This is a genomic window from Blautia sp. 210820-DFI.6.14 (assembly GCF_020558815.1).
In the GTDB taxonomy this organism is placed as follows: Bacteria; Bacillota; Clostridia; order Lachnospirales; family Lachnospiraceae; genus Blautia_A; species Blautia_A obeum.
Genome location: NZ_JAJCKS010000004.1, coordinates 145,826 through 168,947 on the forward strand (window position 1 = coordinate 145,826; position 23,122 = coordinate 168,947).

The 23,122-nt window shown below is 43.7% G+C and carries 20 protein-coding genes; 10 read left to right on the forward strand and 10 right to left on the reverse strand.

Going from position 1 to position 23,122, the window contains the following annotated elements:
- Positions 1–18 precede the first annotated feature (18 nt).
- Genes LI112_RS05595 through LI112_RS05625 form a run of 7 tightly spaced genes read left to right on the forward strand, consistent with a single transcriptional unit; the run spans position 19 to position 7,173 of the window.
- Positions 19–1,956 carry a V-type ATP synthase subunit I gene (locus tag LI112_RS05595; RefSeq protein WP_022388203.1) on the forward strand — a complete coding sequence of 646 codons (1,938 nt, stop codon included), beginning with the start codon at positions 19–21 and terminating at the stop codon, positions 1,954–1,956.
- A gap of 58 nt (positions 1,957–2,014) precedes the next feature.
- A complete protein-coding gene (locus tag LI112_RS05600) occupies positions 2,015–2,446 on the forward strand; it encodes an ATP synthase subunit C (RefSeq protein WP_022388202.1) in 432 nt (143 codons plus the stop codon).
- Between the two features lie 11 nt (positions 2,447–2,457).
- On the forward strand, positions 2,458–2,766 hold the full coding sequence (locus LI112_RS05605; RefSeq protein WP_005425717.1) for a V-type ATP synthase subunit F: 309 nt from the start codon (positions 2,458–2,460) through the stop codon (positions 2,764–2,766).
- 18 nt (positions 2,767–2,784) lie between these two features.
- Positions 2,785–3,372 (forward strand): V-type ATP synthase subunit E, encoded by a 588-nt coding sequence (locus LI112_RS05610; protein ID WP_005425715.1) that lies wholly within the window; start codon positions 2,785–2,787, stop codon positions 3,370–3,372.
- Positions 3,365–5,134, forward strand: a complete 1,770-nt coding sequence (locus tag LI112_RS05615) for a V-type ATP synthase subunit A (RefSeq protein WP_022388201.1) — start codon at positions 3,365–3,367, stop codon at positions 5,132–5,134. The genes LI112_RS05610 and LI112_RS05615 overlap by 8 nt, the downstream gene beginning before the upstream one ends.
- Positions 5,135–5,150: 16 nt before the next feature.
- Entirely contained in the window at positions 5,151–6,533 is a 1,383-nt protein-coding gene (locus LI112_RS05620; RefSeq protein ID WP_118367818.1) for a V-type ATP synthase subunit B, read from the forward strand.
- 16 nt (positions 6,534–6,549) lie between these two features.
- Positions 6,550–7,173 (forward strand): V-type ATP synthase subunit D, encoded by a 624-nt coding sequence (locus LI112_RS05625; protein ID WP_022388200.1) that lies wholly within the window; start codon positions 6,550–6,552, stop codon positions 7,171–7,173.
- A gap of 468 nt (positions 7,174–7,641) precedes the next feature.
- Here LI112_RS05625 and LI112_RS05630 read toward each other — a convergent pair whose 3' ends face one another.
- A complete protein-coding gene (locus LI112_RS05630) occupies positions 7,642–8,412 on the reverse strand; it encodes a C40 family peptidase (RefSeq protein WP_227190341.1) in 771 nt (256 codons plus the stop codon).
- A gap of 101 nt (positions 8,413–8,513) precedes the next feature.
- Positions 8,514–9,437 (reverse strand): thioredoxin-disulfide reductase, encoded by a 924-nt coding sequence (gene trxB, locus LI112_RS05635; protein WP_227190342.1) that lies wholly within the window; start codon positions 9,435–9,437, stop codon positions 8,514–8,516.
- A 114-nt stretch (positions 9,438–9,551) separates the two neighbouring features.
- Between trxB and LI112_RS05640 the strand changes: the two genes are divergently transcribed.
- On the forward strand, positions 9,552–11,504 hold the full coding sequence (locus tag LI112_RS05640) for a DUF885 domain-containing protein (RefSeq protein WP_022388198.1): 1,953 nt from the start codon (positions 9,552–9,554) through the stop codon (positions 11,502–11,504).
- Here the strand turns inward: LI112_RS05640 and LI112_RS05645 are convergent.
- A complete protein-coding gene (locus LI112_RS05645; RefSeq protein WP_022388197.1) occupies positions 11,448–11,891 on the reverse strand; it encodes a MarR family winged helix-turn-helix transcriptional regulator in 444 nt (147 codons plus the stop codon). The genes LI112_RS05640 and LI112_RS05645 overlap by 57 nt on opposite strands.
- Positions 11,892–12,099: 208 nt before the next feature.
- On the opposite strand from LI112_RS05645, the gene LI112_RS05650 reads away from it, so the two are divergent.
- Complete coding sequence (locus LI112_RS05650) at positions 12,100–13,638, forward strand: CapA family protein (protein WP_173909227.1); 1,539 nt, start codon at positions 12,100–12,102, stop codon at positions 13,636–13,638.
- 318 nt (positions 13,639–13,956) lie between these two features.
- Here LI112_RS05650 and LI112_RS05655 read toward each other — a convergent pair whose 3' ends face one another.
- The 6 genes from LI112_RS05655 to metG form a co-directional block, all read right to left on the reverse strand.
- Positions 13,957–14,733, reverse strand: coding sequence for a TatD family hydrolase (locus LI112_RS05655; RefSeq protein WP_055055863.1), 777 nt, complete (start codon positions 14,731–14,733; stop codon positions 13,957–13,959).
- Positions 14,734–14,764: 31 nt separating this feature from the next.
- A complete protein-coding gene (locus LI112_RS05660; RefSeq protein WP_022388194.1) occupies positions 14,765–15,220 on the reverse strand; it encodes an MOSC domain-containing protein in 456 nt (151 codons plus the stop codon).
- A 64-nt stretch (positions 15,221–15,284) separates the two neighbouring features.
- On the reverse strand, positions 15,285–15,776 hold the full coding sequence (locus tag LI112_RS05665) for a molybdenum cofactor biosynthesis protein B (protein ID WP_005425653.1): 492 nt from the start codon (positions 15,774–15,776) through the stop codon (positions 15,285–15,287).
- 1 nt (position 15,777) lies between these two features.
- Positions 15,778–16,758: a GTP 3',8-cyclase MoaA gene (gene moaA / locus LI112_RS05670; protein WP_118367823.1), complete on the reverse strand. Its 981-nt coding sequence runs from the start codon at positions 16,756–16,758 to the stop codon at positions 15,778–15,780.
- The gene (gene moaC / locus LI112_RS05675; protein WP_022388192.1) at positions 16,751–17,242 is read right to left on the reverse strand and encodes a cyclic pyranopterin monophosphate synthase MoaC; all 492 of its coding nucleotides are present in this window, start codon (positions 17,240–17,242) and stop codon (positions 16,751–16,753) included. The genes moaA and moaC overlap by 8 nt, the downstream gene beginning before the upstream one ends.
- A 229-nt stretch (positions 17,243–17,471) precedes the next feature.
- Positions 17,472–19,430: a methionine--tRNA ligase gene (gene metG, locus LI112_RS05680; RefSeq protein ID WP_117739268.1), complete on the reverse strand. Its 1,959-nt coding sequence runs from the start codon at positions 19,428–19,430 to the stop codon at positions 17,472–17,474.
- Between the two features lie 787 nt (positions 19,431–20,217).
- Between metG and LI112_RS05685 the strand changes: the two genes are divergently transcribed.
- Positions 20,218–20,430, forward strand: a complete 213-nt coding sequence (locus LI112_RS05685; RefSeq protein WP_022388190.1) for a FeoA family protein — start codon at positions 20,218–20,220, stop codon at positions 20,428–20,430.
- Positions 20,431–20,493: 63 nt separating this feature from the next.
- On the opposite strand, the gene LI112_RS05690 is transcribed toward LI112_RS05685, so the two are convergent.
- Positions 20,494–23,073: a HAMP domain-containing sensor histidine kinase gene (locus LI112_RS05690; RefSeq protein WP_227190343.1), complete on the reverse strand. Its 2,580-nt coding sequence runs from the start codon at positions 23,071–23,073 to the stop codon at positions 20,494–20,496.
- Positions 23,074–23,122 lie beyond the last annotated feature (49 nt).

Here is a 23,122-nt window from a genome sequence, read left to right on the forward strand (position 1 = left end):
ATCCCGGGAGGTATGGTAATGATTGAAAAAATGAAATTTTTAAGCATCACCGGGCCCAAGGCAGACATTGACAGAATGACCGAAACTTATCTTTCCAAATATGAGATACATTTGGAAAATGCTCTCTCCGAGCTTACGGAAGTTGCCAATCTGTCACCGTTTCTGGAGATCAACCCTTACAAAGAGGCTCTTTCGACGATCGACAGCTTCTATGAACAGCTGGAAGATCCTTCTCAGATAAGCCCGGAACTGATGGATATCGAAAAGGCCATCAAAACTGTCCGGGCGGTTCAGGACGGATTCCGACGCCTGGAAGAAGAAAAGTCCAGACTTCAGTCCGAGCATGCAGAAATACTGGACCCGCTGAAGATCATCCGTCCGTTCAAAAATCTCAACTTTGATGTCTCAGAGATTTTGAATTTCAAGTATATTCACTATCGTTTCGGACGTATCGAAAAACAGTATCTTCAGAAATTCGAAAAATATATCTACGATAACCTGGACACTCTGTTTATCAAGTGCGGAGAAGATGAAATGTATGTCTACGGTGTTTATTTTGTACCGGAGCATCAGGCACACAAAGTTCATGCCGTATACTCTTCCATGCACTTTGAACGTATTTTTATTCCAAATGAATACCATGGAACCGCCGCAGAGGCTTTTGAAAAGCTTGACACCCGCCATCGTGAGATTCACAAAGCTCTGGATGCCAACAAAGAGGCATCCCGCAAATTCCTTCAGGACAACAGCACAAAGATTGTTTCAGCCAAAGCTGCACTGGATGCATGCTCTTCCAGCTTTGATATCCGCAAACTGGCCGCATGCACTCCTGGTGACACGAATACTTTCTATATTTTATGTGGCTGGATGACTGAAAAGGACGCTCTTGCTTTCCGGAAAGATATCCAGAATGATGAAAAGATCTTCTGTCTTATGGAAGACCAGAAAGCACCTGCCACACAGAAACCGCCTACAAAGCTGCGAAACCCTAAGCTTTTCAAGCCTTTTGAAATGTATGTCAAGATGTATGGTCTGCCGGCATACAACGAAATGGACCCGACCTGGTTTGTGGCTATCACATATTCCTTCATCTTCGGTGCAATGTTCGGAGACGTAGGACAGGGACTTGTACTTTTCCTCGGTGGACTTTTCCTTTATAAGACCAAGAAGATGGATCTTGCAGGAATCATCAGCTGTGCCGGTGTATTTTCCGTCTTTTTCGGATTTATGTACGGCAGTTTCTTTGGTTTTGAAGATGTACTCAAGGCCATATGGCTGAAGCCTATGAACCAGATGATGGATGTCCCGCTGGTCGGAAGACTGAATGCAGTATTTGTGATCGCAATTGGATTTGGTATGTTTATCATCCTCATCTGTATGGTATTCAACATCATAAATTCCATCCGAAGAGGCGATACCGAAAAAACCTGGTTTGACAGCAACGCTGTAGCCGGTCTCGTATTTTACGGATCCATCGTACTGACCATCGGACTGTTTATCTCCGGCAAAAAACTTCCGGCAGCAGCTATTCTGGTCATTATGTTTGGCGTACCGCTGCTTCTGATGTTCCTTAAGGAGCCACTCACCAACCTGGTTGAAAAGAAATCCAAGATTTTACCAGAACAGAAAGGCATGTTCTTTGTTCAGAGCTTCTTCGAACTGTTTGAGGTTCTGCTCAGCTACCTTTCCAACACACTTTCTTTCCTGCGTATCGGCGCATTTGCAGTCAGCCACGCAGCTATGATGGAAGTTGTACTGATGCTTGCCGGCGCTACCAATGGCGGCAGCCCGAACTGGATCGTAGTCGTTCTTGGAAACATCTTCGTATGTGCCATGGAAGGTCTGATCGTAGGTATCCAGGTTCTTCGTCTGGAATACTACGAGATCTTCAGCCGTTTCTATGCAGGTAACGGACGCGAATTCAAACCATTTATGAAGGCAGCGCATAAAAATTAAATACCGCAGGGACATTTGTCCCATTCAATAAAATCACATATATCAGGAGGATATCATCATGAACATGATCATTCAGATTACAACAGCTATTGCACTGATTCTCAGTATTATCGTACCTTTTGGATGCTTTTTCCTTGGAGAAAAAAATAAAAAACGTTATAAAAAATCTCTCATCGCCAACTGCTTTATGTTCTTCGGTGTACTTCTTGTAGCCACTGTAGTCAGCTTTGCAGGAACTGCAAGCGTACAGGCTGCCGGCTCTTCAGCTGATGGTCTTGCTACTGGTCTCGGATATCTTGGTGCAGCTCTTGTTACAGGTATTTCCGGTCTTGGTTCCGGTATCGCCGTTGCAAGCTCCGCAAGTGCAGCTCTCGGTGCTCTGAGCGAAGACGGATCTCTCTTTGGTAAATCCATCATCTTCGTAGCTATGGCCGAAGGTATCGCACTCTACGGACTGATCATTTCCTTTATGATCCTTGGTAAGCTTTAAGGAGCGTCTCTATGAAAATGTATTTGATCAGTGATAACATTGATACCTACACAGGCATGCGTCTGGCAGGTGTGGAAGGTGTTGTCGTCCATGAACGCGCTGAGCTTAAAGAAGCTCTGGAACATACAATTGCAGATAAAGAAGTAGGGATCATTCTTCTCACCGAAAAATTCGGAAGAGAATTTCCTGAGATCATCGACGATGTCCGTCTGCATCACAAAACACCTCTGATCATTGAAATTCCTGACAGACACGGCACCGGCCGTAAACCGGATTTTATCACTTCATATGTCAATGAAGCGATCGGACTGAAATTGTAGGCAGGAGGTAACAATATCATGACAATAGACGAAAAACTGCAGCATTTTTACGAGGTTTCTCTCGATGAAGCCCGCGAAGATGCCGCGCAGGCTATCCAGGAACACAAAGAACATCTTGCCCGTACACTGGAAGATCACAAACAGACAAGCCGCCAGAATGCTGAAGCTGAGATAAAAGCAGAGACCGGCCATGTCCGTCGTGAAGTCAACAAGGCTCTTTCTGCCGAACAGATCACTCTCAGAAGAGACTTGTCCAGAAAACAGGAAGAACTGAAAGAAACTCTTTTTGCAGAAGTTAAGACCAAGGTTCAGCAGTTTATCACTACTGCAGAATACGATGAATATCTCTGCCGCAGGATCAACGAAGCTGTAAAATTTGCCGGAGACGATGAGATCCAGATCTATCTCTCTTCTTCCGACAAATCCAAAGCAAATGATCTTGCGCAGAAAACAGGTACCCCGCTCCAGGTCTCAAAAGAAGATTTTATCGGCGGTATCCGCGCAGAGATTCCACATAAAAACATACTTATCGATAATTCTTTCTCTGCAAATCTTGCTTCAATGTGCAGAGAATTCAAATTTGACGGAGGGCTGAAGAATGAGTAAAACTGGTATCATCTATGGCATCAATGGCCCTGTCGTTTACTTAAAAGGCGATTCCGGATTCAAAATCTCCGAGATGGTCTATGTAGGTAAGGAAAACCTGGTTGGCGAGGTCATCGGCCTTAAAAAGGGTATGACAACTGTTCAGGTATTTGAGGAGACCACAGGACTTCGCCCGGGCGAAACCGTTACCGGTACCGGCGATGCCATCTCTGTACTTTTAGGACCTGGTATCATCCACAATATTTTTGACGGTATTCAGCGTCCTCTGGAGGAGATTGCCAAATCCTCCGGAAAATATATTTCCCGTGGTGTCAGCGTAGATTCACTGGACACCCAGAAAAAATGGCACTCACATATCACAGTTAAAGAAGGAGACGTAGTAGGTCCTGGCACGATCATCGCCGAGACACAGGAAACTGCTTCTATCCTCCATAAATCCATGGTTCCTCCGAGTATCACAGAGGGAACTGTTATCAAGGCAGCTCCGGACGGTGATTACACCATTCTGGAACCAATTGTCACAATACAGCTGAATGACGGAACCACTAAAGAGCTTGCACTGGCTCAGAAATGGCCGATCCGTATTCCTCGTCCGACGCATTTGCGCTACCCTGCAAGCGTTCCGCTTGTCACAGGACAGCGTATCCTTGACACTCTGTTCCCGATTGCCAAAGGCGGTACGGCTGCCGTTCCGGGTGGTTTTGGAACCGGAAAGACCATGACACAGCACCAGATTGCCAAATGGTCCGATGCAGATATCATCATCTATATCGGCTGCGGCGAGCGTGGAAATGAGATGACACAGGTTCTGGAGGACTTCAGCAAGCTGATCGACCCGAAATCCGGAAACCTGATGATGGACCGTACTACTCTGATCGCCAACACATCCAACATGCCGGTTGCTGCCCGTGAAGCATCTATCTACACAGGTGTTACTCTGGCTGAATATTATCGTGACATGGGTTACGATGTAGCGATCATGGCAGACTCCACCTCCCGTTGGGCTGAGGCTCTTCGAGAGCTTTCCGGACGACTTGAGGAAATGCCGGCAGAGGAAGGTTTCCCTGCTTACCTGGCTTCCAAGCTTTCCGCTTTTTATGAGCGTGCCGGAATGATGCAAAATCTCAATGGTACAGAAGGTTCTGTCTCCATCATCGGTGCAGTTTCCCCACAGGGCGGTGACTTCTCTGAACCAGTCACTCAGAATACCAAACGATTTGTACGATGCTTCTGGGGACTTGATAAGGCTCTTGCTTATGCAAGACACTTCCCGGCGATCCACTGGCTCACAAGCTACAGTGAATACCTCGAAGATCTGACCCCATGGTACCGCGATCATGTATCTCCAAAATTCGTGGCTGACCGAAATCAGCTGATGGCGATCCTGAATCAGGAAAGCTCTCTGATGGAGATCGTTAAACTGATCGGCAGTGATGTACTCCCGGATGATCAGAAGCTAACTCTTGAGATTGCCAGAGTCATCCGACTTGGCTTCCTTCAGCAGAATGCCTTCCATCAGGAAGATACCTGCGTTCCAATGGAAAAACAGTTTGAGATGATGGAGATCATCCTTTATCTGTACGAAAAATCCAAAGCACTCATCAACCGAGGCATGCCGGTTTCTGTACTGAAAGAGGACAACATCTTTGAACGCATCATTTCTATTAAATATGATGTTCCAAACAATCAGCTAGACAAATTTGAACAGTACCGAAAAGACATCGACGCATTTTATGACAAAGTATTAGAGAAGAACGGCTGACAGGAGGAACGTTTTTATGGCAATTGAATATTTAGGTTTAAGTGAAATAAACGGCCCTCTGGTAGTTCTGGAAGGTGTAAAGAATGCCTCTTTTGAGGAGATCGTCGAATTCCATATGGATGACGGAACACAGAAGATCGGCCGTATCATTGAGATTTATGAGGACAAAGCAGTTATCCAGGTATTTGAAGGAACTGACAATATGTCCCTTGGCAACACACATACCCGACTCACCGGACATCCGATGGAGATCGGTCTTTCACCGGAAATCCTCGGCCGTACCTTCAACGGTATTGGTCAGCCGATCGACGGACTCGGTGCGATAACTCCGGAGGTTAACCTTAATATCAACGGTCTTCCGCTGAATCCGGTCACGCGAGAATATCCACGAAACTATATCAATACCGGTATTTCTGCAATTGATGGTCTGACTACTCTAATCCGTGGTCAGAAACTTCCAATCTTTTCCGGAAATGGTCTTCCACATGACAAGCTGGCTGCACAGATCGTACAGCAGGCTTCTCTGGGCGGTGATTCCGATGAAAACTTTGCAATCGTTTTTGCAGCTATGGGTGTTAAATACGATGTTGCAGAATTTTTCCGCCGTACTTTCGAAGAAAGCGGTGCTTCTGATCACGTTGTCATGTTCCTGAACCTGGCAAACGACCCGGTCGTTGAACGACTGCTGACACCAAAGATCGCACTTACCGCTGCAGAGTATCTGGCATTTGAAAAAGGCATGCATATCCTGGTCATTCTGACAGATATCACCTCCTTCTGCGAGGCTATGCGAGAGGTTTCCTCCTCCAAGGGCGAGATTCCTTCCCGTAAAGGTTATCCTGGATATCTGTACAGTGAACTGGCTACTCTTTATGAGCGTGCCGGTATCGTACAGGGCGGCACCGGTTCTGTCACACAGATTCCGATCCTGACCATGCCGAACGATGATATTACGCATCCGATTCCTGACCTTACCGGATATATCACCGAAGGTCAGATCGTTCTGGACCGCCAGCTGCATGGCCAGGCAATCTATCCGCCGATCAACGTACTTCCATCTCTGTCCCGTCTGATGAAGGATGGTATTGGAGAAGGCTTCACCAGAGAAGATCATCAGGACGTTGCAAACCAGCTCTTCTCCTGCTATGCAAAAGTAGGCGATGCAAGAGCTCTGGCTTCCGTTATCGGTGAAGATGAACTTTCCCCGATTGACAAACGTTACCTTGTCTTCGGTAAAGCATTTGAAGCAGAATTTGTCGGACAGAGCGAAACAGAAAACAGAAGTATCACCGAAACACTTGATAAGGGCTGGGAGCTTCTGGGACTTCTTCCAAAAGAAGAACTCGACCGAATCGATACAAAAATCCTGAACAAGTACTATAAAGAGACTGTTCGCTAAGGGGAGGTGACTGTTTATGGATCCGAATACCTTCCCCACCAAGGGTAATCTGATACTTGCCAAAAATTCTCTGGCTCTTTCCCGTCAGGGATTTGAGCTGATGGACAAGAAACGAAACATCCTGATCCGTGAAATGATGGAACTGATTGACCAAGCCAAGGATATACAGGCTCAGATTGATGAAACCTTCCGTACTGCCTATGCAGCGCTCCAGAAAGCCAATATGGAGCTTGGAATCGCATTTGTACAGCAGGTTTCTTATACTGTCCCTGTGGAAGATTCTGTGAGGATCAAGACACGCAGCGTTATGGGAACTGAAATTCCTCTGGTTGAATATGACAAACAACTGACAAACACGCCTACCTATGCTTACTACAGCACCAGAGTTTCTCTTGATCAGGCAAAAGCTGCCTTCGAAAAGGTAAAAGAGCTCTCTATCCAGCTCGCCGGTATCGAAAATGCCGCGATCCGTCTGGCTGCAAACATCAAAAAAACACAGAAAAGAGCAAATGCTCTCAAGAATATTACGATTCCTCGTTATGAAGCACTTACCAAGGACATCCAGAATGCACTTGAGGAAAAAGAGCGTGAGGAATTTACTCGCCTGAAAGTTATTAAACGAATGAAGCAGAAGGGGTGATCCCCTCCTGCTTTTTTTGTCCCGGGCAGCAAATCATACCTATATACGGCCCGCATTATTGTCAGATAATTGTTCTTTGAAAGTTTAAAATTTTTCTTTTGAATGCAAAATTCTTTAATATTTTCACTATGAAAAAGTCAATAGATTTTTTTATTTTTTTGTCGAATTTCTTAATTTCATCATTATTAACCAAAACATTTGTTTTTTATTTATTTATGTAAATCTCTTATTCCACATTAATTTTTTGTGGATAATGTGGATAACTTTGTGTATAACTCAAATATCTCGATTTTTCAACCTTTCCAAGATGTGGATAACTTTTACACCATTTTTCGCGTTATCCACATTTTCCCCCATTATTCGACAACCTTTGTGCAATTTGCTAAATACCCCTCTTTCTTCGACAATTTTTGCCAAAAGAAAAGAGTCACAGTTCTACAAATTGCGTAGAACTATAACTCTTTGATTTTATTCCATATAACTTCCAACACCAACCGGTGTATCGTAATTATAATCTGTGATTACAATCCCTTTATTGGAGTTCAGCGCATGTACGACTTTGCCATCTCCAATATACAGGGCTACATGAGAAATTCCACTGCCATAAAAGACAAGATCTCCGACTTCCATCTGGCTCAGATCTCTCTTCTGGGATGCACTGTACTGAGCTGCTGCCACTCGCGGTAGCTCATAGCCAAAGTTTGCAAATACAGACATCACGAATCCAGAGCAGTCTGCACCGTTCGTGAGGCTTGTTCCGCCCCATACATATGGATTGCCAACAAACTGTACTGCAAAATCCGCGACTGCCTGGCGATTCGCCACACGCTTTTCTTCTTTTCTTCGTGCAGCCTCCTTTAATGCCTGCTTACGAATACGGGCAGTTTCTTCTTTGATCTCCTGCGCACGTCTTGCCACTTCCTGTGCATCTGCATATTTCTTTGCTTCTTTTTTCAGCTGCTGATATTCCTGTGCCTGTATCTCTGCCCGCGCTACGATCTGATTAGCCATTGCACTGATATCCCCACCGGAAGTACTGCTTTCTGTCCCGTCAGAAAACATTTCATCATTTGCATCTGCGTCTTCTGTGATCTCAACATCGTCCACATCCGCATCCTCATCTTCTGTGATCTCAATCTCAACCTCCGATGAACCACTGGAAAAATCATCTGCATAAACGGTCCATGTACTGCTGATACAACATATTGCCAATAACATTGCTGTTATTTTTTTCTTCATCTATTACTCCTTTGCGTTTGTTAAATACATAATTTACGCGCAACAGTTATGTATCTTAACACAATTGTAATAGATTTGTCAAATTTTTCTTTATTTACGCTTTAATACTCCATCAAATAGCGCTGAACAGATGCCACTGCATTGGCTCCATCTGCCACTGCAGTTACTACCTGACGCAGATTCTTGGTTCGGATATCGCCGGCGGCAAAGATGCCCGGTGTACTTGTCACGCCATCTTCTCCAGCAATGATATAGCCGCTTTCATCCATCTTCACAAGATCTTTGAACTTTCCACTTCCCGGCACGATTCCTACTGCAATAAACACTCCATCCACCGAAATTTCCTTTTCCTCATCCGTTTTTACATTTCGTACTTTCAGTGCCGTCACTTTGTCCTCACCTTCCACAGATACCGGTACACTGTCCCACACCAGTTCAACATTATGACAGCCAAACAGACTGTCCTGAAGAATTTTTTCCGCACGAAGTTCATCACGTCTGTGTACCAGATAAACTTTCTTGCAAGTCCGGGAAAGAAGAATTGCATCTTCCACAGCCACATTTCCGCCTCCTACTACTGCAACTGTCCCTTCCTGGAAAAAGGCCGCATCACAGGTTGCACAATAGGAAACTCCCATACCACCCAGTTCTTCCTCTCCGGGAATTCCAAGATGACGGTGTGTCGCTCCACAGGCTATGATTACCGCCCTTGCATGATATTCATTCTTTTTGGTCCGGATCACCTTGATCTCTCCCTCGTCTGTAACAGAAAGAACTGGCTCTCTCTTTGGTTTCAGTCCAAGTTTTTCTGCATGGCCTGCCATCGCCTCACCCAGATCCAGTCCGGTGATTCCAGGAAGTCCCGGATAATTGTCTACTTCATATGTGTCCACGATCTGTCCGCCCTGCACAAATTTTCTGTCCAGCCAGATTGTATTTAACTTTGCTCTTGTGGCATAGATTGCAGCACAGATTCCTGCCGGCCCTGCACCAAGAATTGCCAGATCATATATATTATTTTCCATCAGCTTCCGCCTCACTTTCTACGTTGCTGTTCACTCACAGCTGCTGCCTATCAGTTTAGCATACAATCGTTTTTTTTCCAATAAGATAGTAAAAAGCACTCCTTCGAGGTCTTTATGAAGTTATCTTTCCACAGACCAACATCCCGTATTCTGATTGCAGGCACGTTGTGTCTCGTTTTTCTGCTTGGAACTGTCCTTGGCTGGGCAAACACACACCTGCTCTCAGCAGACAGTCGTTTTGAGCAATTTACAGAAGAACTTTTTCAAAAAGAAGTTTCCGGCAATATGCTGAACCTTCATTATTCACTGGCTTATCCGGAAAAGAAAGGGATACAACGCCCCAAAGCTACACTTGGTACAATTTCTCTGCCTTCTTCACAATTAACAAACACATCTTCTGCCTTCCTTTCCAATACCTCCTCTGAAGCAGAAGATTTTACATCCCAAACGCTCAAAAAGCTTCAGACATTCAAAACCTCCGGTCTTTCTGAATCCAACCGGCCCACACTCGACATGCTTCTTCTGTATTACAAAACACAGGCTGACTATCAGGACTATTCCATCCTTTATGAACCTTTAAGTCCCAGTCTTGGAATTCAGGCACAACTTCCCGTCCTGCTCGCCGAATATGCCTTCTATCAGAAGCAGGATATCGCAGACTATCTGAACCTTCTTGTCTCTGTAGAACCATATTTTGAAAGCATTCTTGCTTTTGAACAGGAAAAATCACAGCAGGGATATTTTATGAGTGATACAACACTGGACCGTGTTCTGGATCAATGCCGTAGCTTTATCAAGGAGCCCGATTCCAATTATATGCTGGATATTTTCGCCGAAAAATTGAAATCTTTCGGAAAACTTCCTCAAAAAGAACAGGATATTCTCATCCAAAAACATAAACAGATTCTTCTGAACAAGGTAATTCCTGCCTATCAGAATCTGATTCTTGGTCTGCAGTCCCTCCGTGGCACCGGCCGCCCAAGTCAGGGACTTGCACACTTAAATGGAGGAAAAAAATATTATGAATATTTGCTGCAGAGCCAGACCGGCTCCTATACACCAGTCAGAGAAATGCAGAAACGACTTGCCGGGCAGATTGCAGCTGATATGAACAATGCACAGAAAATTCTGAAGCAAAATCCTTCTCTGCTTCGCAAATTGAACAGCCATTTCGACCTTCCCGAAATGGAACCACAGGACATTCTCACTGCTCTCTGCCAAAAAACTGGTAAAGATTTTCCGGCTCTGCCAGAGACAGACTACACCGTACGCTATGTACATAGATCCATGCAGGAATACCTGAGTCCGGCTTTCTATCTGACTCCTCCGCTTGACACCCGAACCCCCAATATCATCTATATTAATCCTTCAGACCAGCGCAGTAACCTGGAACTTTTTACAACTTTGTCTCATGAGGGATTTCCAGGACATCTGTATCAGACTATCTTCTTTGGAAACACAGAACCTTCTGATATCCGCTATCTGATCACCTCCAGCGGCTACATCGAAGGCTGGGCAACTTATATAGAATCTTATGGATATCAGTATGCTTCCAATTATCTGGATGATAATGATGGCTCTGACTATGTCTGTCTTACCTGGCTGAACCGCAGTATTAATCTGTGCATCTATTCCCTTCTGGACATCGGCATCCATTATTATGGCTGGAGTCAGGACGAAGCCGCCAGATTGCTGAAACTTTTTGGAATCACAAATACAAATGCAATATCTGAGATCTACCAGTATATCGTGGAAACGCCCGCCAATTATCTGAAATACTGCTGGGGATACCTCTGTTTTCTTGATCTGAAGACAGAATGGCAAACTGTACTCGGCAACAACTTTAATCCAAAAGCTTTTCACCAATATCTTCTTGAAATCGGTCCTGTCCAGTTTCCAGTACTACAAAAATACATGCAGAAACATCTCCAAAAACTGACAGTCAAAGAAAACGGCCATTCTGCCGCTGTAAATTCAGATACAAAAAGGAGGTGCAGCTATTTGCACCTCCTACTCTTTTCCGTAATCATCAAAAAATCTCTGCAGTTTCAGCAATGCTTTCGTTAAATCCTTGGTTTCCTGCGGATTCAGGCTGTCAAGCACTGCCATGACCATCTTCTCATGAAAGATTTTATGATGAAGATAAGCTTTTTCTCCTTTTTCTGAAAGAGAAACCAGGACAACTCTCCTGTCCTCTTCACTTCTGGTTCGTTCTACATAGCCTTTTTTCACAAGATGGTTGATTGCAATCGTCAGTGTTCCCACCGTAACAGACATTGTTTTGGCCACTGTAGACATATTCTTGGATTCCTGTATACCGATTGCTTCCATAATATGCATATCATTTACTGATATATCTTTATATTCTGATGTGATCAGTGCTCGTTCTTCAATATCAAGAATATCTTTAAACAATCTCACCAGAATATTATTCACTGTTTCATATGAATTCATGCGTCTCTCCTCCGCTTCCTGACCCCTGGGCGCAGTCTCTCTGTATTCGTTATTTTTTATTATAGCGTATCTTTATTTGAAGCACAAAGTATTTTTACACTTATTTTTTTAACTTAATTCTTTCTTTAAAGTAATCTATTTGCTATAATGGTGAATTGAACATAAACAGACTTTTTTAGGTCTCACAAAATACACAAAGGAATTTATTATGAAAAAAAACAAAAACATCCCCTTAAACCTGAAAGAACAGATCAATTCCCGCATTGGCCTGATCTGTTCCATTGTAGTCATACTCCTTCTGGTTCTTGTTTTTCACCAGCTTGATTATCAACTGATCCAGAAACCTGCAGACCAGGCTGCAAAAGAAGCAGCCAAGCAAAAGGAAAAAGCCGAGGCAGCTGCCAAAGCTCCGGAAATTTCCACTGCAACTGTTGTCGCAGTCGGTGACAATCTCTTTCATGATTCACTGATTGAATCCGGCAAATCCGACTCTGGTACATGGAACTATGACAAAATTTACGAAAATGTCAAAGATGAGATCCAGGCTGCCGATATTGCCATGGTAGACCAGGAAACCGTCTTTACAACAGACCATGATGCTGTCAGTGGTTATCCATCCTTTGCAACTCCGACGGAAGTTGGTGATGCACTGATCAATGCAGGATTCGATGTAATCGAGTCTGCAACCAATCATATCGATGACTACGGATATGACTATATGGCACAGACACTGAATTACTGGAAAACCAGCCATCCGGATGTACCGGTTCTCGGAATCCATGAGACAGAAGAAGATGCAAATTCCGTCAAAGTGCTGGAGGTAAACGGTATTAAGATTTCTTTCCTTGATTATACATATGGTACCAACAATTCCGGTGCCGGCGAAGGCAAAGAATACATGATCGACATCTTTGAAAAAGACAAAGTAGCTTCCATGATCCAGAAAGCCAAAGAAAACAGCGATGTATTGATCTTTGTCGCTCACTGGGGCAAAGAAATGGAACCAATGCCTACTGAATACGAAAAAGAATGGGCAACCTTCCTTATGCAGCAGGGTGTTGACGTTGTGATCGGCGGTCATCCGCATACCCTTCAGCCATACGGAACTATGTCTGATAAAGAAGGCCACAGTATGCTGATCTTCTATTCACTCGGAAACTTCGTATCCACTCAGGAGTCCTTTGATGCACTTCTCGAAGGAATGGGCTGCTTCACTATCCAGAAAACCGTCCAGAACGGAAAAACAACCGTAGAAATCCTGGATCCTGAAGTAAAGCCAATGGTAATGCATTACAACAAAGATGCCGGCGTATTCAGTCCGTACATGCTGTCCGATTACACCGAAGAACTTGCTTCACAGCATGAAGTACGAACAGTCCTTGGAGATGATTCCTTTACACTTGCCAATCTCCAGGCCCGCTTTAAAGAAATCATGTCCCTGAGCGTAAAACCTTCCACCAACACCGATCTCCTTGATGTTACCTTCAACTCCGACGGCGATATGGTAAACTCCAATGGAGAATACGTAGACGATACCTGGTCTGTAAGTGCAGCCAACGCCCAGGATGATACCGCTGCCGATAACTCCGACAGCTCTGATGACTCCTCAGACAGTTCTGATGATAGTTCCGACTCGTCTGACGACTACGATTACAGCGACTCATCGGACAACTCTGATGAATCCGACTACTCCGACGAGTCTGATTACAGTGATGACTCCGACTATTCAGACGACTCTGAATACTAACACCTACCTTCTTCCGGTCCAGGCTCACCACCTGTTCCGGAAGCTGAGAGGAAAAGAAATAACGAATTTACGGAAATGTAGAATAAAACTCCATTTATGTATTCGAGCATACAGACGTCTGAGAAAATTTGTAGAAGTACTTAAAGAAGGAAATAATATATTACCCCGGAAAATGATGCTGTCTGAGCGCAGCGAGTTCATCTCTTTTCCGGGGTGTTTTTTATATTATTTTTCTTCTTTCTAGTACTTCTGAATTTTCGAATTGTCTGTTGCTGAATACATAAACGGAGTTTTAATAATACTATATTTTATATTTTCTCACTTCCGGAACAAAAGCCGCTTTGCATTCTCCTCTGTCACAGCGATCACTTCTTCGCCGCTGATTCCTTTCAGCTCCGCGATCATCGCTGCCACATACGGAAGATTCAGCGAACTGTTTCTTTTACCACGATTCGGCTCCGGACTTAAGTACGGACTGTCCGTCTCCAACACAAGCTGCTCAAGCGGTGCATACTCCACCACTTCCTTCAGCTTCTTCGCATTCTTAAACGTTACAACTCCGCCAATTCCAAGATAAAGTCCCATATTCAGGTATTCCCTTGCCATTTCCTTTCCATAAGAAAAACAATGGATAATCCCTCCATGCATTCCCTCTTTCATGCATTCCTTCACCAGCTCCAGCGTATCCCTGGCTGCATCCCTGCTGTGGATCATAAACGGCATTTTTTCCTCCCTGGCAATCTCCATCTGTGCGCGAAACATCTTCTTCTGAATCTCATGTTCCCGTTCTTCTTTATGCCAGTAATAATCCAATCCAATCTCTCCGATCGCAACTGCCTTTGGCAGATGGCACAGACGACGGATCTCATTCAATGTATCCTCTGTCATCTTTTCTGCATCATCCGGGTGAATTCCAAAGGCGCCATAGACAAAGGGATATTTTTCCATCAGTTCCTCTGTCGCTTTCAGACTCTCGATCGATGCACATGCATTTACAATATGTCCAATTCCATGTGCTTCCATAGAATTCAATAATGCCTCTCTGTCCTGTTCAAAAGCCTCATCATCATAATGTGCATGTGTCTCAAAAATCATATGTGTTTCCATCCGTCTTTCCGCTCCTCAATCATAAACTCTCATCTCTGTTTACTCCGTCAATCTGTTCAAACTCCATTCCCGCACGGATGCTTCCTCCATGCAGAACTCTTGTAAAAACACCCTCTCGCGGCATAATACAATCCCCCATCTTCTGAAAGATTGCACATCCATGATGGCATTCCTTACCAATCTGCGTCATTTCCAGAACAACTTCTCCACAACGAAATCTGGTTCCAACCGGAAGTGATGAAAAATCAAACCCCTGCACTACAAGATTTTCTCCAAACGCTCCATCCTCTACTTCGGCACCTCTCGCACGAAAAGCTTCTATTTTGTCATAAGACAGAAGGCTGACCTGTCGATGCCATTTGCCTGCATGTGCATCATTTTTAATTCCCCAGTCCTCTACAAATTCTGCTTCCTCTACCGGATGTTTCTGCGTACCCTTTTTTTCACTGATACAGACTGCGATCACTTTACCCATAATCAAATTCTCCTATATTACAATTGACCAGTCCTGGACTGGTCATCTGTATTTTTCTATATTATTATTTTCGTGCACAATTACCGGCTTCGCCCGTAAGGATCTCTATTCCATGTCCCAGTGCATCAATGATATATTCCAGACTTTCCCGCACTGCCTTTGGACTTCCCGGCAGATTGATGATCAGTGTCTTTCCTCGAATTCCTGCTGTTGCACGGCTCAACATTGCACGCTTTGTGATCGTCATACTATAAGCACGAATCGCTTCCGGAATTCCCGGAACCTTACGTTCAATGACTTCCTCTGTTGCTTCCGGCGTTACATCTCTCTCAGAAAAACCAGTTCCACCTGTCGTCAAAATCAATTCTGCTTTTTCTGAATCTGCTATTTCCTGCAATTTACCTGCAAGCATTACCTGATCATCCGGAAGGATATCCATGGAAATCACTTCATATCCTTCTCTTTCCAGAATCTCCCTGATCGCGGGCCCGCTTAAATCTTCCCGTTCTCCCCTGTATCCGGAATCACTTGCTGTTATAATTGCTGCGCGTTTCATATTATCCTCCTATCTGTGACATGCACAAACTCTCTGTATCGTCTTCTTTTGCTTTTTCTCTGAAATGATGGCCATCCGGTTTTTCTGCCAGTGCGGCTCTGATCCTGTCCTTCAGCTCCTCATCTGTTCCTCCGTTTCTGAGAACGGCACGCAGATCACGTCCCGCCGTATATTGCAGACAGGTTTTCAGATATCCCTGTGACGTAAGCCGTATACGATTACACTGGCTACAGAATTTATGGCTGATTGCGCTGATAAACCCAATTTTTCCCTCAAATCCATCAACAGTATAATACGTACATGGCCCATTTCCAAGAGGTTTTCCATTATATGGAATCATTTTTCCAAATTTCTGTTCCACCAAATTCATAATCTTTTCCTGTGGCATTCCTGCAAAAGAACTTCCATATCCAATCGGCATCATTTCAATAAAACGTACATGAACCGGATTTTTACGTGCAAACTCTGCTATCCCACAAAGATCCTGTTCTTCCAATCCCAGTGGAACACAATTGATCTTTAACTGTACTTCCGGATATTTCATTGCCTCTTTGATTCCATCGAGTGTTCCATCCAAAAGATCCCTTCGGGTAATTTTGCAGAAACATTCTCTGTCCAGAGTATCAAGGCTGATGTTCAGACTGTCCAGGCCTGCTTCTGCAAGTTCCTGCATCTGGTCTTTCAGTAAAATACCATTGGTTGTAAGTGTCACTTTCTGAATGCCTGGTATTTCTTTAATCTGGCGAATCAATCCTGGAATCCGGGGACGTACCAGCGGCTCTCCGCCGGTGATTTTAATCTTCGTGATTCCAAGTTCTGACATTACTCTGCATATGCGAAGGATTTCCGGCTCCTGCAATATTTTTTCACGTTCAGTTAATCGGATACCATCTTCAGGCATGCAGTAGATACAGCGAAGATTACAGCGGTCTGTCACAGAAATTCTCAGATAATCTATCTTTCTTCCACAACGATCAATCATTTTTTTCTTCAAAACGAAAATCTCCGCTTTTGCCTCCTGTTTTTTCTATCAGATGGATTTCTGACATCACCATATGCTTGTCAATTGCTTTGCACATATCATAAATTGTCAGAAGCGTCACCTGCACACCAGTCAGTGCTTCCATCTCCACACCTGTTTTACCTTCTGTCTTTACTGTACAGAAAACATGGATCCGGTTCTTTTCCTGATCCAGTTCATAATCGATCGCACATTTCTGAATCGGAAGCGGATGACACATGGGAATCAGTTCAGATGTTTTTTTCACGCCCATGATTCCAGCCACCCTCGCCACGCCAAGGACATCGCCTTTTTTGACATTTCCCTTCGTAACGCATGCCATGATTTCCGGACCTACCGCAATATATCCGGTTGCCAGTGCAGTCCGATAAGTAACATTCTTTCCGGAAACATCCACCATCACTGCATTTCCTTCTTTATCAAAATGTGTAAGTCCATTTTCCATGGCTTTTTCCTCCCTGAAATCTTACGCAGATTATTTTGGTCGCATGTCTGATCTTACGTCTGACTGTTATCTGCAATATTAATTATCTACAGTATACCCATAAACCATATTGCTTCGCAAGTATAATACAAAAACAAATCCCCCGTGTTCGCTTTCACGATACACAGGGGATCAGACTTTCAGTTACTATAATTTTATTTACACTAACTATTCAAATGCTATCTTATATTTAGCAGATTTCTGCGCCTGCCGGCATTTCTTTTTCCGGTACCATCAGAGACAGCTTTCCATCTGCATCTTCTGCACAGAGAATCATTCCCTCACTGAGAATTCCTGCAAGTTTGGCCGGTTTCAGGTTTGTAACGACCATAACTTTCTTTCCTACCATTTCTTCCGCGCTGTAATGAGCTTTGATTCCGGATACGATCTGGCGTACCTGGCTTCCGATCTTCACCTGAGAACAGAGAAGTTTGCGGGATTTTTTGACTTCCTCACAGGCAATGATCTCGCCAACCTGGAACTGAAGTTTACCAAAATCATCAAATGTGATCTCCGGTTTTGCTTCAATGTCGATCACGTTTTCTTCTTTTTTCTCCTCAACCGGTTCCTCTTTCTTCGGATGAAGTTCTTCTACTTTTGCAAGTACTTCTTTAAGGTCAAGACGTGCAAACAGAATCTCCGGTTTTTCGGTTACTTTGTTTCCTGACGGATACAGGCCAAAAGTCTTGAGGTCTTCAAGTGTACGTTTCTGCGCATTTAACTGAGCAAGGATGCGTTCTGTTGTCTCTGGCATGAATGATTCCAGAAGAGTTGCTCCCATTGTGATTCCCTCAACCAGATTATAAAGAACAGTTGCAAGACGATCTTTCTTTGCTTCGTCTTTTGCAAGTGCCCACGGCATTGTCTCGTCGATATATTTGTTCAGACGTTTAAACAGCGTAAATACTTCTGTCATTGCATCTGCAACACGCAGTTTGTCCATCTTCTCAGCAACTTTGCCCGGAACAGCCAGTGCAAATGCTTTGAGGTCTTCATCAACCGGTTCAACGACACCTTTGTTTTCTACAAGACCTCCAAAGTATTTGTTGGACATGGAAATAGTACGGTTTACAAGGTTTCCGAGAGTATTTGCAAGCTCGGAATTCAGTCTCTCTACCATCAGTTCCCATGTGATGACACCATCATTTTCGAACGGCATTTCATGAAGTACGAAATAACGGACAGCATCTACACCAAAGAAATCTACAAGTTCATCTGCATAAATAACATTTCCTTTGGATTTACTCATCTTGCCATCGCCCTGAAGCAGCCACGGATGTCCGAATACCTGTTTTGGAAGCGGCAGATCCAGTGACATCAGGAAAATCGGCCAGTAAATAGTATGGAAACGGATGATATCTTTACCGATCAGATGAAGATCTGCCGGCCACAGTTTGTTGAACTGTTCGGAGCTTTCGCCGTCGCAGTCATATCCGATTCCTGTGATATAGTTTGTCAGAGCATCCAGCCATACATAAACAACGTGTTTCGGATCGAAATCTACCGGAATACCCCATTTGAAGGAAGTTCTGGATACGCAGAGATCCTGAAGTCCCGGAAGAAGGAAGTTGTTCATCATCTCGTTTTTACGTGATTCCGGCTGGATGAAATCCGGATGTGTATTAATGTAATCGATCAGGCGGTCTGCATATTTGCTCATTTTGAAGAAGTATGCTTCTTCTTTTGCCGGAACACATGGACGTCCGCAGTCCGGACATTTGCCGTCTACAAGCTGTGACTCTGTAAAGAAAGATTCACAAGGTGTACAGTACATTCCTTCGTAATGTCCCTTATAGATATCTCCTTTTGCGTACATTTTCTTAAAGATCTTCTGAACCTGTTTCTCGTGGTCAGCGTCTGTGGTACGGATGAATTTGTCATAAGATGTATTCATCAGATCCCAGATTCTCTTGATCTCACCGGATACGTTATCTACGAATTCCTTTGGTGTGATTCCTGCTTCTTCTGCTTTGAGCTCGATCTTCTGACCATGCTCGTCAGTTCCTGTCTGGAAAAATACATCGTATCCTTCCTGTCTCTTGTAACGTGCGATCGCATCTGCCAATACGACCTCATAGGTATTGCCGATATGCGGTTTACCGGATGTATAGGCAATCGCGGTTGTAATATAATACTTCTGCTTGTCCATTTTATCTCCTCCTGAATATGAAATTTAATAATACTCAACGGATTGCTACGCAGCACGCTGCTTCCGCAGTCCTTGGGTATAAAAAAACGCCCTCTCTATTCTATATAGAGAAGACGAGTCCTGCCCGTGTTACCACTTCTGTTCGTTCCTGCCTCGCGGTCAGAAACCTCATCGGGTGCGATTCCAGTCTGACATTCCAATCATTTCTATGATGATCTGTCGCTGTCATGATACCCTTCCGCTATAACAGGCGGTCCTGTTGCAGTCTGAATAATTGCCGAACTATCATTTCCAACATATCACATGATTGCCTCATTGACATCAATGCTCATCTCGACTGCACCTCTCCCAAGCCATCTTCCATCTGCACCTGCACTTCCCTCTCAGCCACAGGAATCGAATGATTCTTTTTCATTCTGCACTACTCTTCTACTCATAGAATAGCAATTCTTCCATCGGGGAATTCTCTGTAATGTGGCCAACAAATGTACTCTCTTGTTCGTTGAGTTTGCTTATATTCTGCGGAAATTCATGTTTCCGCTTCTTTAGAAATAGTAGCATATTTGCCTATATTTGTAAACTGTGAATTTCGATGCCATAAATATGCATAATCCTACATATTTAGCACACACTACCTCCTGTCAGCATCCTCTATCTAACATGAGAATTGACTACCTGATGTTCCAATTGACGAACATATATTCTGAGTTGTATTATAAATTCAAGAAACAGTCCCTAAATTATCTGACACTAACTATTTCTATTTTTCCCAAAAGGAGGGATTTTTATGCAAGCTTTATCACAGACAAACACAGGCGATACCTGTACCATTAAATGGATGTTCGGTGTTCCGGAAATCCTTGAAACTATGAGAAACATGGACATCAAAGAAGGCAGCACCATCCAGGTTATTCAGAAATGCCGCGACTGGCTGATCATCGGAAGCAATAACCGCCGGCTGGCAGTTGGAAATGAAGTAGCAGACCGGATACAGGTGTAATAAGAAAAATACAGCTCTACTGATAAATATTCTATCAGTAAAGCTGTATTTATATTACGCCAACTATTTCATTCTAAACTCAATCGTCACTTTAAACAGATCTCCATCAAGATACAGTTTAAATTCTCCACCCTGAAGCTGTACAAGATCTTTCGCGATTGACAGGCCCAGGCCGCTGCCCTCGGTGTTTCGGGAAACATCGCCACGGATGAATCGCTCTGTTAATTCCTCTGCAGAAATGTTCAGTGGCTGTGCGGAGATATTTTTGAGAGAAAGCTGCACATTCGGTCGGTCAACTTTTACGTCTACATAGACTCTCGTATTTTCCATCGCATATTTGGATACATTTCCAAAAACATTCTCAAGTACTCGCCAGAGTCTGCGTCCATCGGCACAGATGATTGCTTCTTCCTCATCGAAATGAACCACCATCGTCAGATTTCTTTCTTCAAATTTCTCTTCGAATTCACCGATCACCTGATGTACCAGTTCAATAAAATTCAGATCTGTCATTTCCAGTGCAATATTGCCGGTGCTGGCTTTAGATGCTTCTACAACATCCTCAGTCAGTACTTTAAGTCTCTGTGCCTTGTTTTCCAGCACTTCCAGATATCCCCTGATCTTCGGATCTTCCGGATTTTCACGCTTCAAAAGATCTACATAATTGATGATTGAAGTAAGCGGAGTCTTGATATCATGAGAAACATTGGTGATCAGTTCCGTTTTCATTCGTTCGTTTTTCAGACTGTTTTCCACTGCTGCATCCAGTCCCTCTCCGATATGGTTGATATAATCCGCTATCTTCTTCTGTTCACCGAAAAGTTTCTCTGTCGGAATCTTATATTGAAGATCTCCGTCGGTGATTTTTTTCAGACCATCAAGAATCTGTTCTCTTCCCCAGGCTTTTTTGAGCAGATAATAAAGAGCTACCCAGCAGGTCACTACAAACACCAGAAGGAAAAATGGAATATCTGCGCCAACAAATAATCCTGTCGCCATAAATAGCAAAAATACAAATACACCAAATGCCACGATCGTCTTTATTCTGCTGACCGTATTATTACTCAGAAAAACAATCATATCCGCAAATTTCGAAAAAATCTTTCTGATAAAAAGCAGGACATGTCTGAGTACGCTGTCCCGCCAGATTGATCTCGCCTTAATACGACGTACCAGACTGAGCCATCCCATGAGGAACCATGCGCCGCTCCAGATGCCCAAGATTCCCATTCCGACCAGATAACCTGCCATTCGCATATCTCCCGAATCCATCATCTGCATCATGATCGCAACTCCATAGATCCAGATTCCAAATACTAGCAATGCCGCGATTTCTGTATACCACCGGTCAAAGAAATTCAGATGCACTTCCTGATCTTTATTTGTCTTTCCTGCTGCGATCGTCAGGATTACCAGACCGATAAGTGCCAGAATAAATCCCACACCAGTCAAAATGAGCAGTGGCATGATCCATGGTTCAAATTTATCGTAATATGTTTTCTCCTGTGCAACATAGTCCAGTACAGGAAACGCAGAATCCGCTGAAATACAGTAAATATAATTTTCTCCTGCCGGGCCAGAATTTTCGATCATTTGCTGCCAGTATGCCAGCGTTTGATCTAAAGTGTTTTCCATTCCCACCATACAGTCCTGCTGTTTCGGTTCAATAACCATGAACGCCTCATTGCTGTCCACAATATCGGTCATTATCTTCTTATAGTTGGAGAAAGTCACTGACTTTATATTGCTATATACTTTTTTTGTTTTTGTATCTACGTAAAGATACTTATAATTTGTATTTCCCTGCGCATACGCATCCAATACATCTTTAGAATCCACAGCATTATTGTATTTTACCAGTGCTGCATACAAATACTGATATGCTTTTTGAAGATTTCCGTTCCATTCTTTATTGTTATTCACAATATCAAGGATACTGTCTGCCCCGTCTGGTTTGTATTCCTCTTTCAGTGCCGCATCATTGTTTCCACTTGGTTCATAATTCCAGATATTTGTATAAACAACATTTCCATCTGCATCTTCTACATACTCTACATCATCCATGCGAATTCCGGAATAGTTATATCCATCATCATAGTAAGCATATTCTTCTCCGGAAAGCATCGATAATATATCCTTTGTATATTCCTGGCTTAGCTTTTCTTCATCACTTCCCCAGACAAACTTCAGCTCTCCACTGATGATCTTATCCACAAAATCATTATAGTACATATAATAATCACTGCTGTCCGGTCTTCTGCAGATCAGGACATTCACACTTCTGTCCCAGGAACCCTTTGACCACTCTGTCAGATCACCGGCTTTATATGCAAGCCCGGATGTATTTTTATTTGAGAGACTTTTACCTTCTTTCAGCTCTGTAAGATCGACCAGATCTTCCTTACTGCTTTCATTTAAAATCTCCGTTTCGCCAAGTGCTTCCAGGATCGTATGCGATGTTTCGTACATGTTTTCCGTAAATCTCTCAGAGTCTACATATTTACGGCTGTCCATCGGACGAATGCCCTTGCTCATAAGCCATATCGATGCGCCACCGCAGACACAGCCTACGACCAGAGCAACTATCGTCAGACAAACCATCAGGCCTTTCAGTCCACTTTTTTTATACCATCTTTTTTTCATATTACTCCATTTCCTTTCTGTATAAATGCCCTTCCGGAAGTGCCGGGAT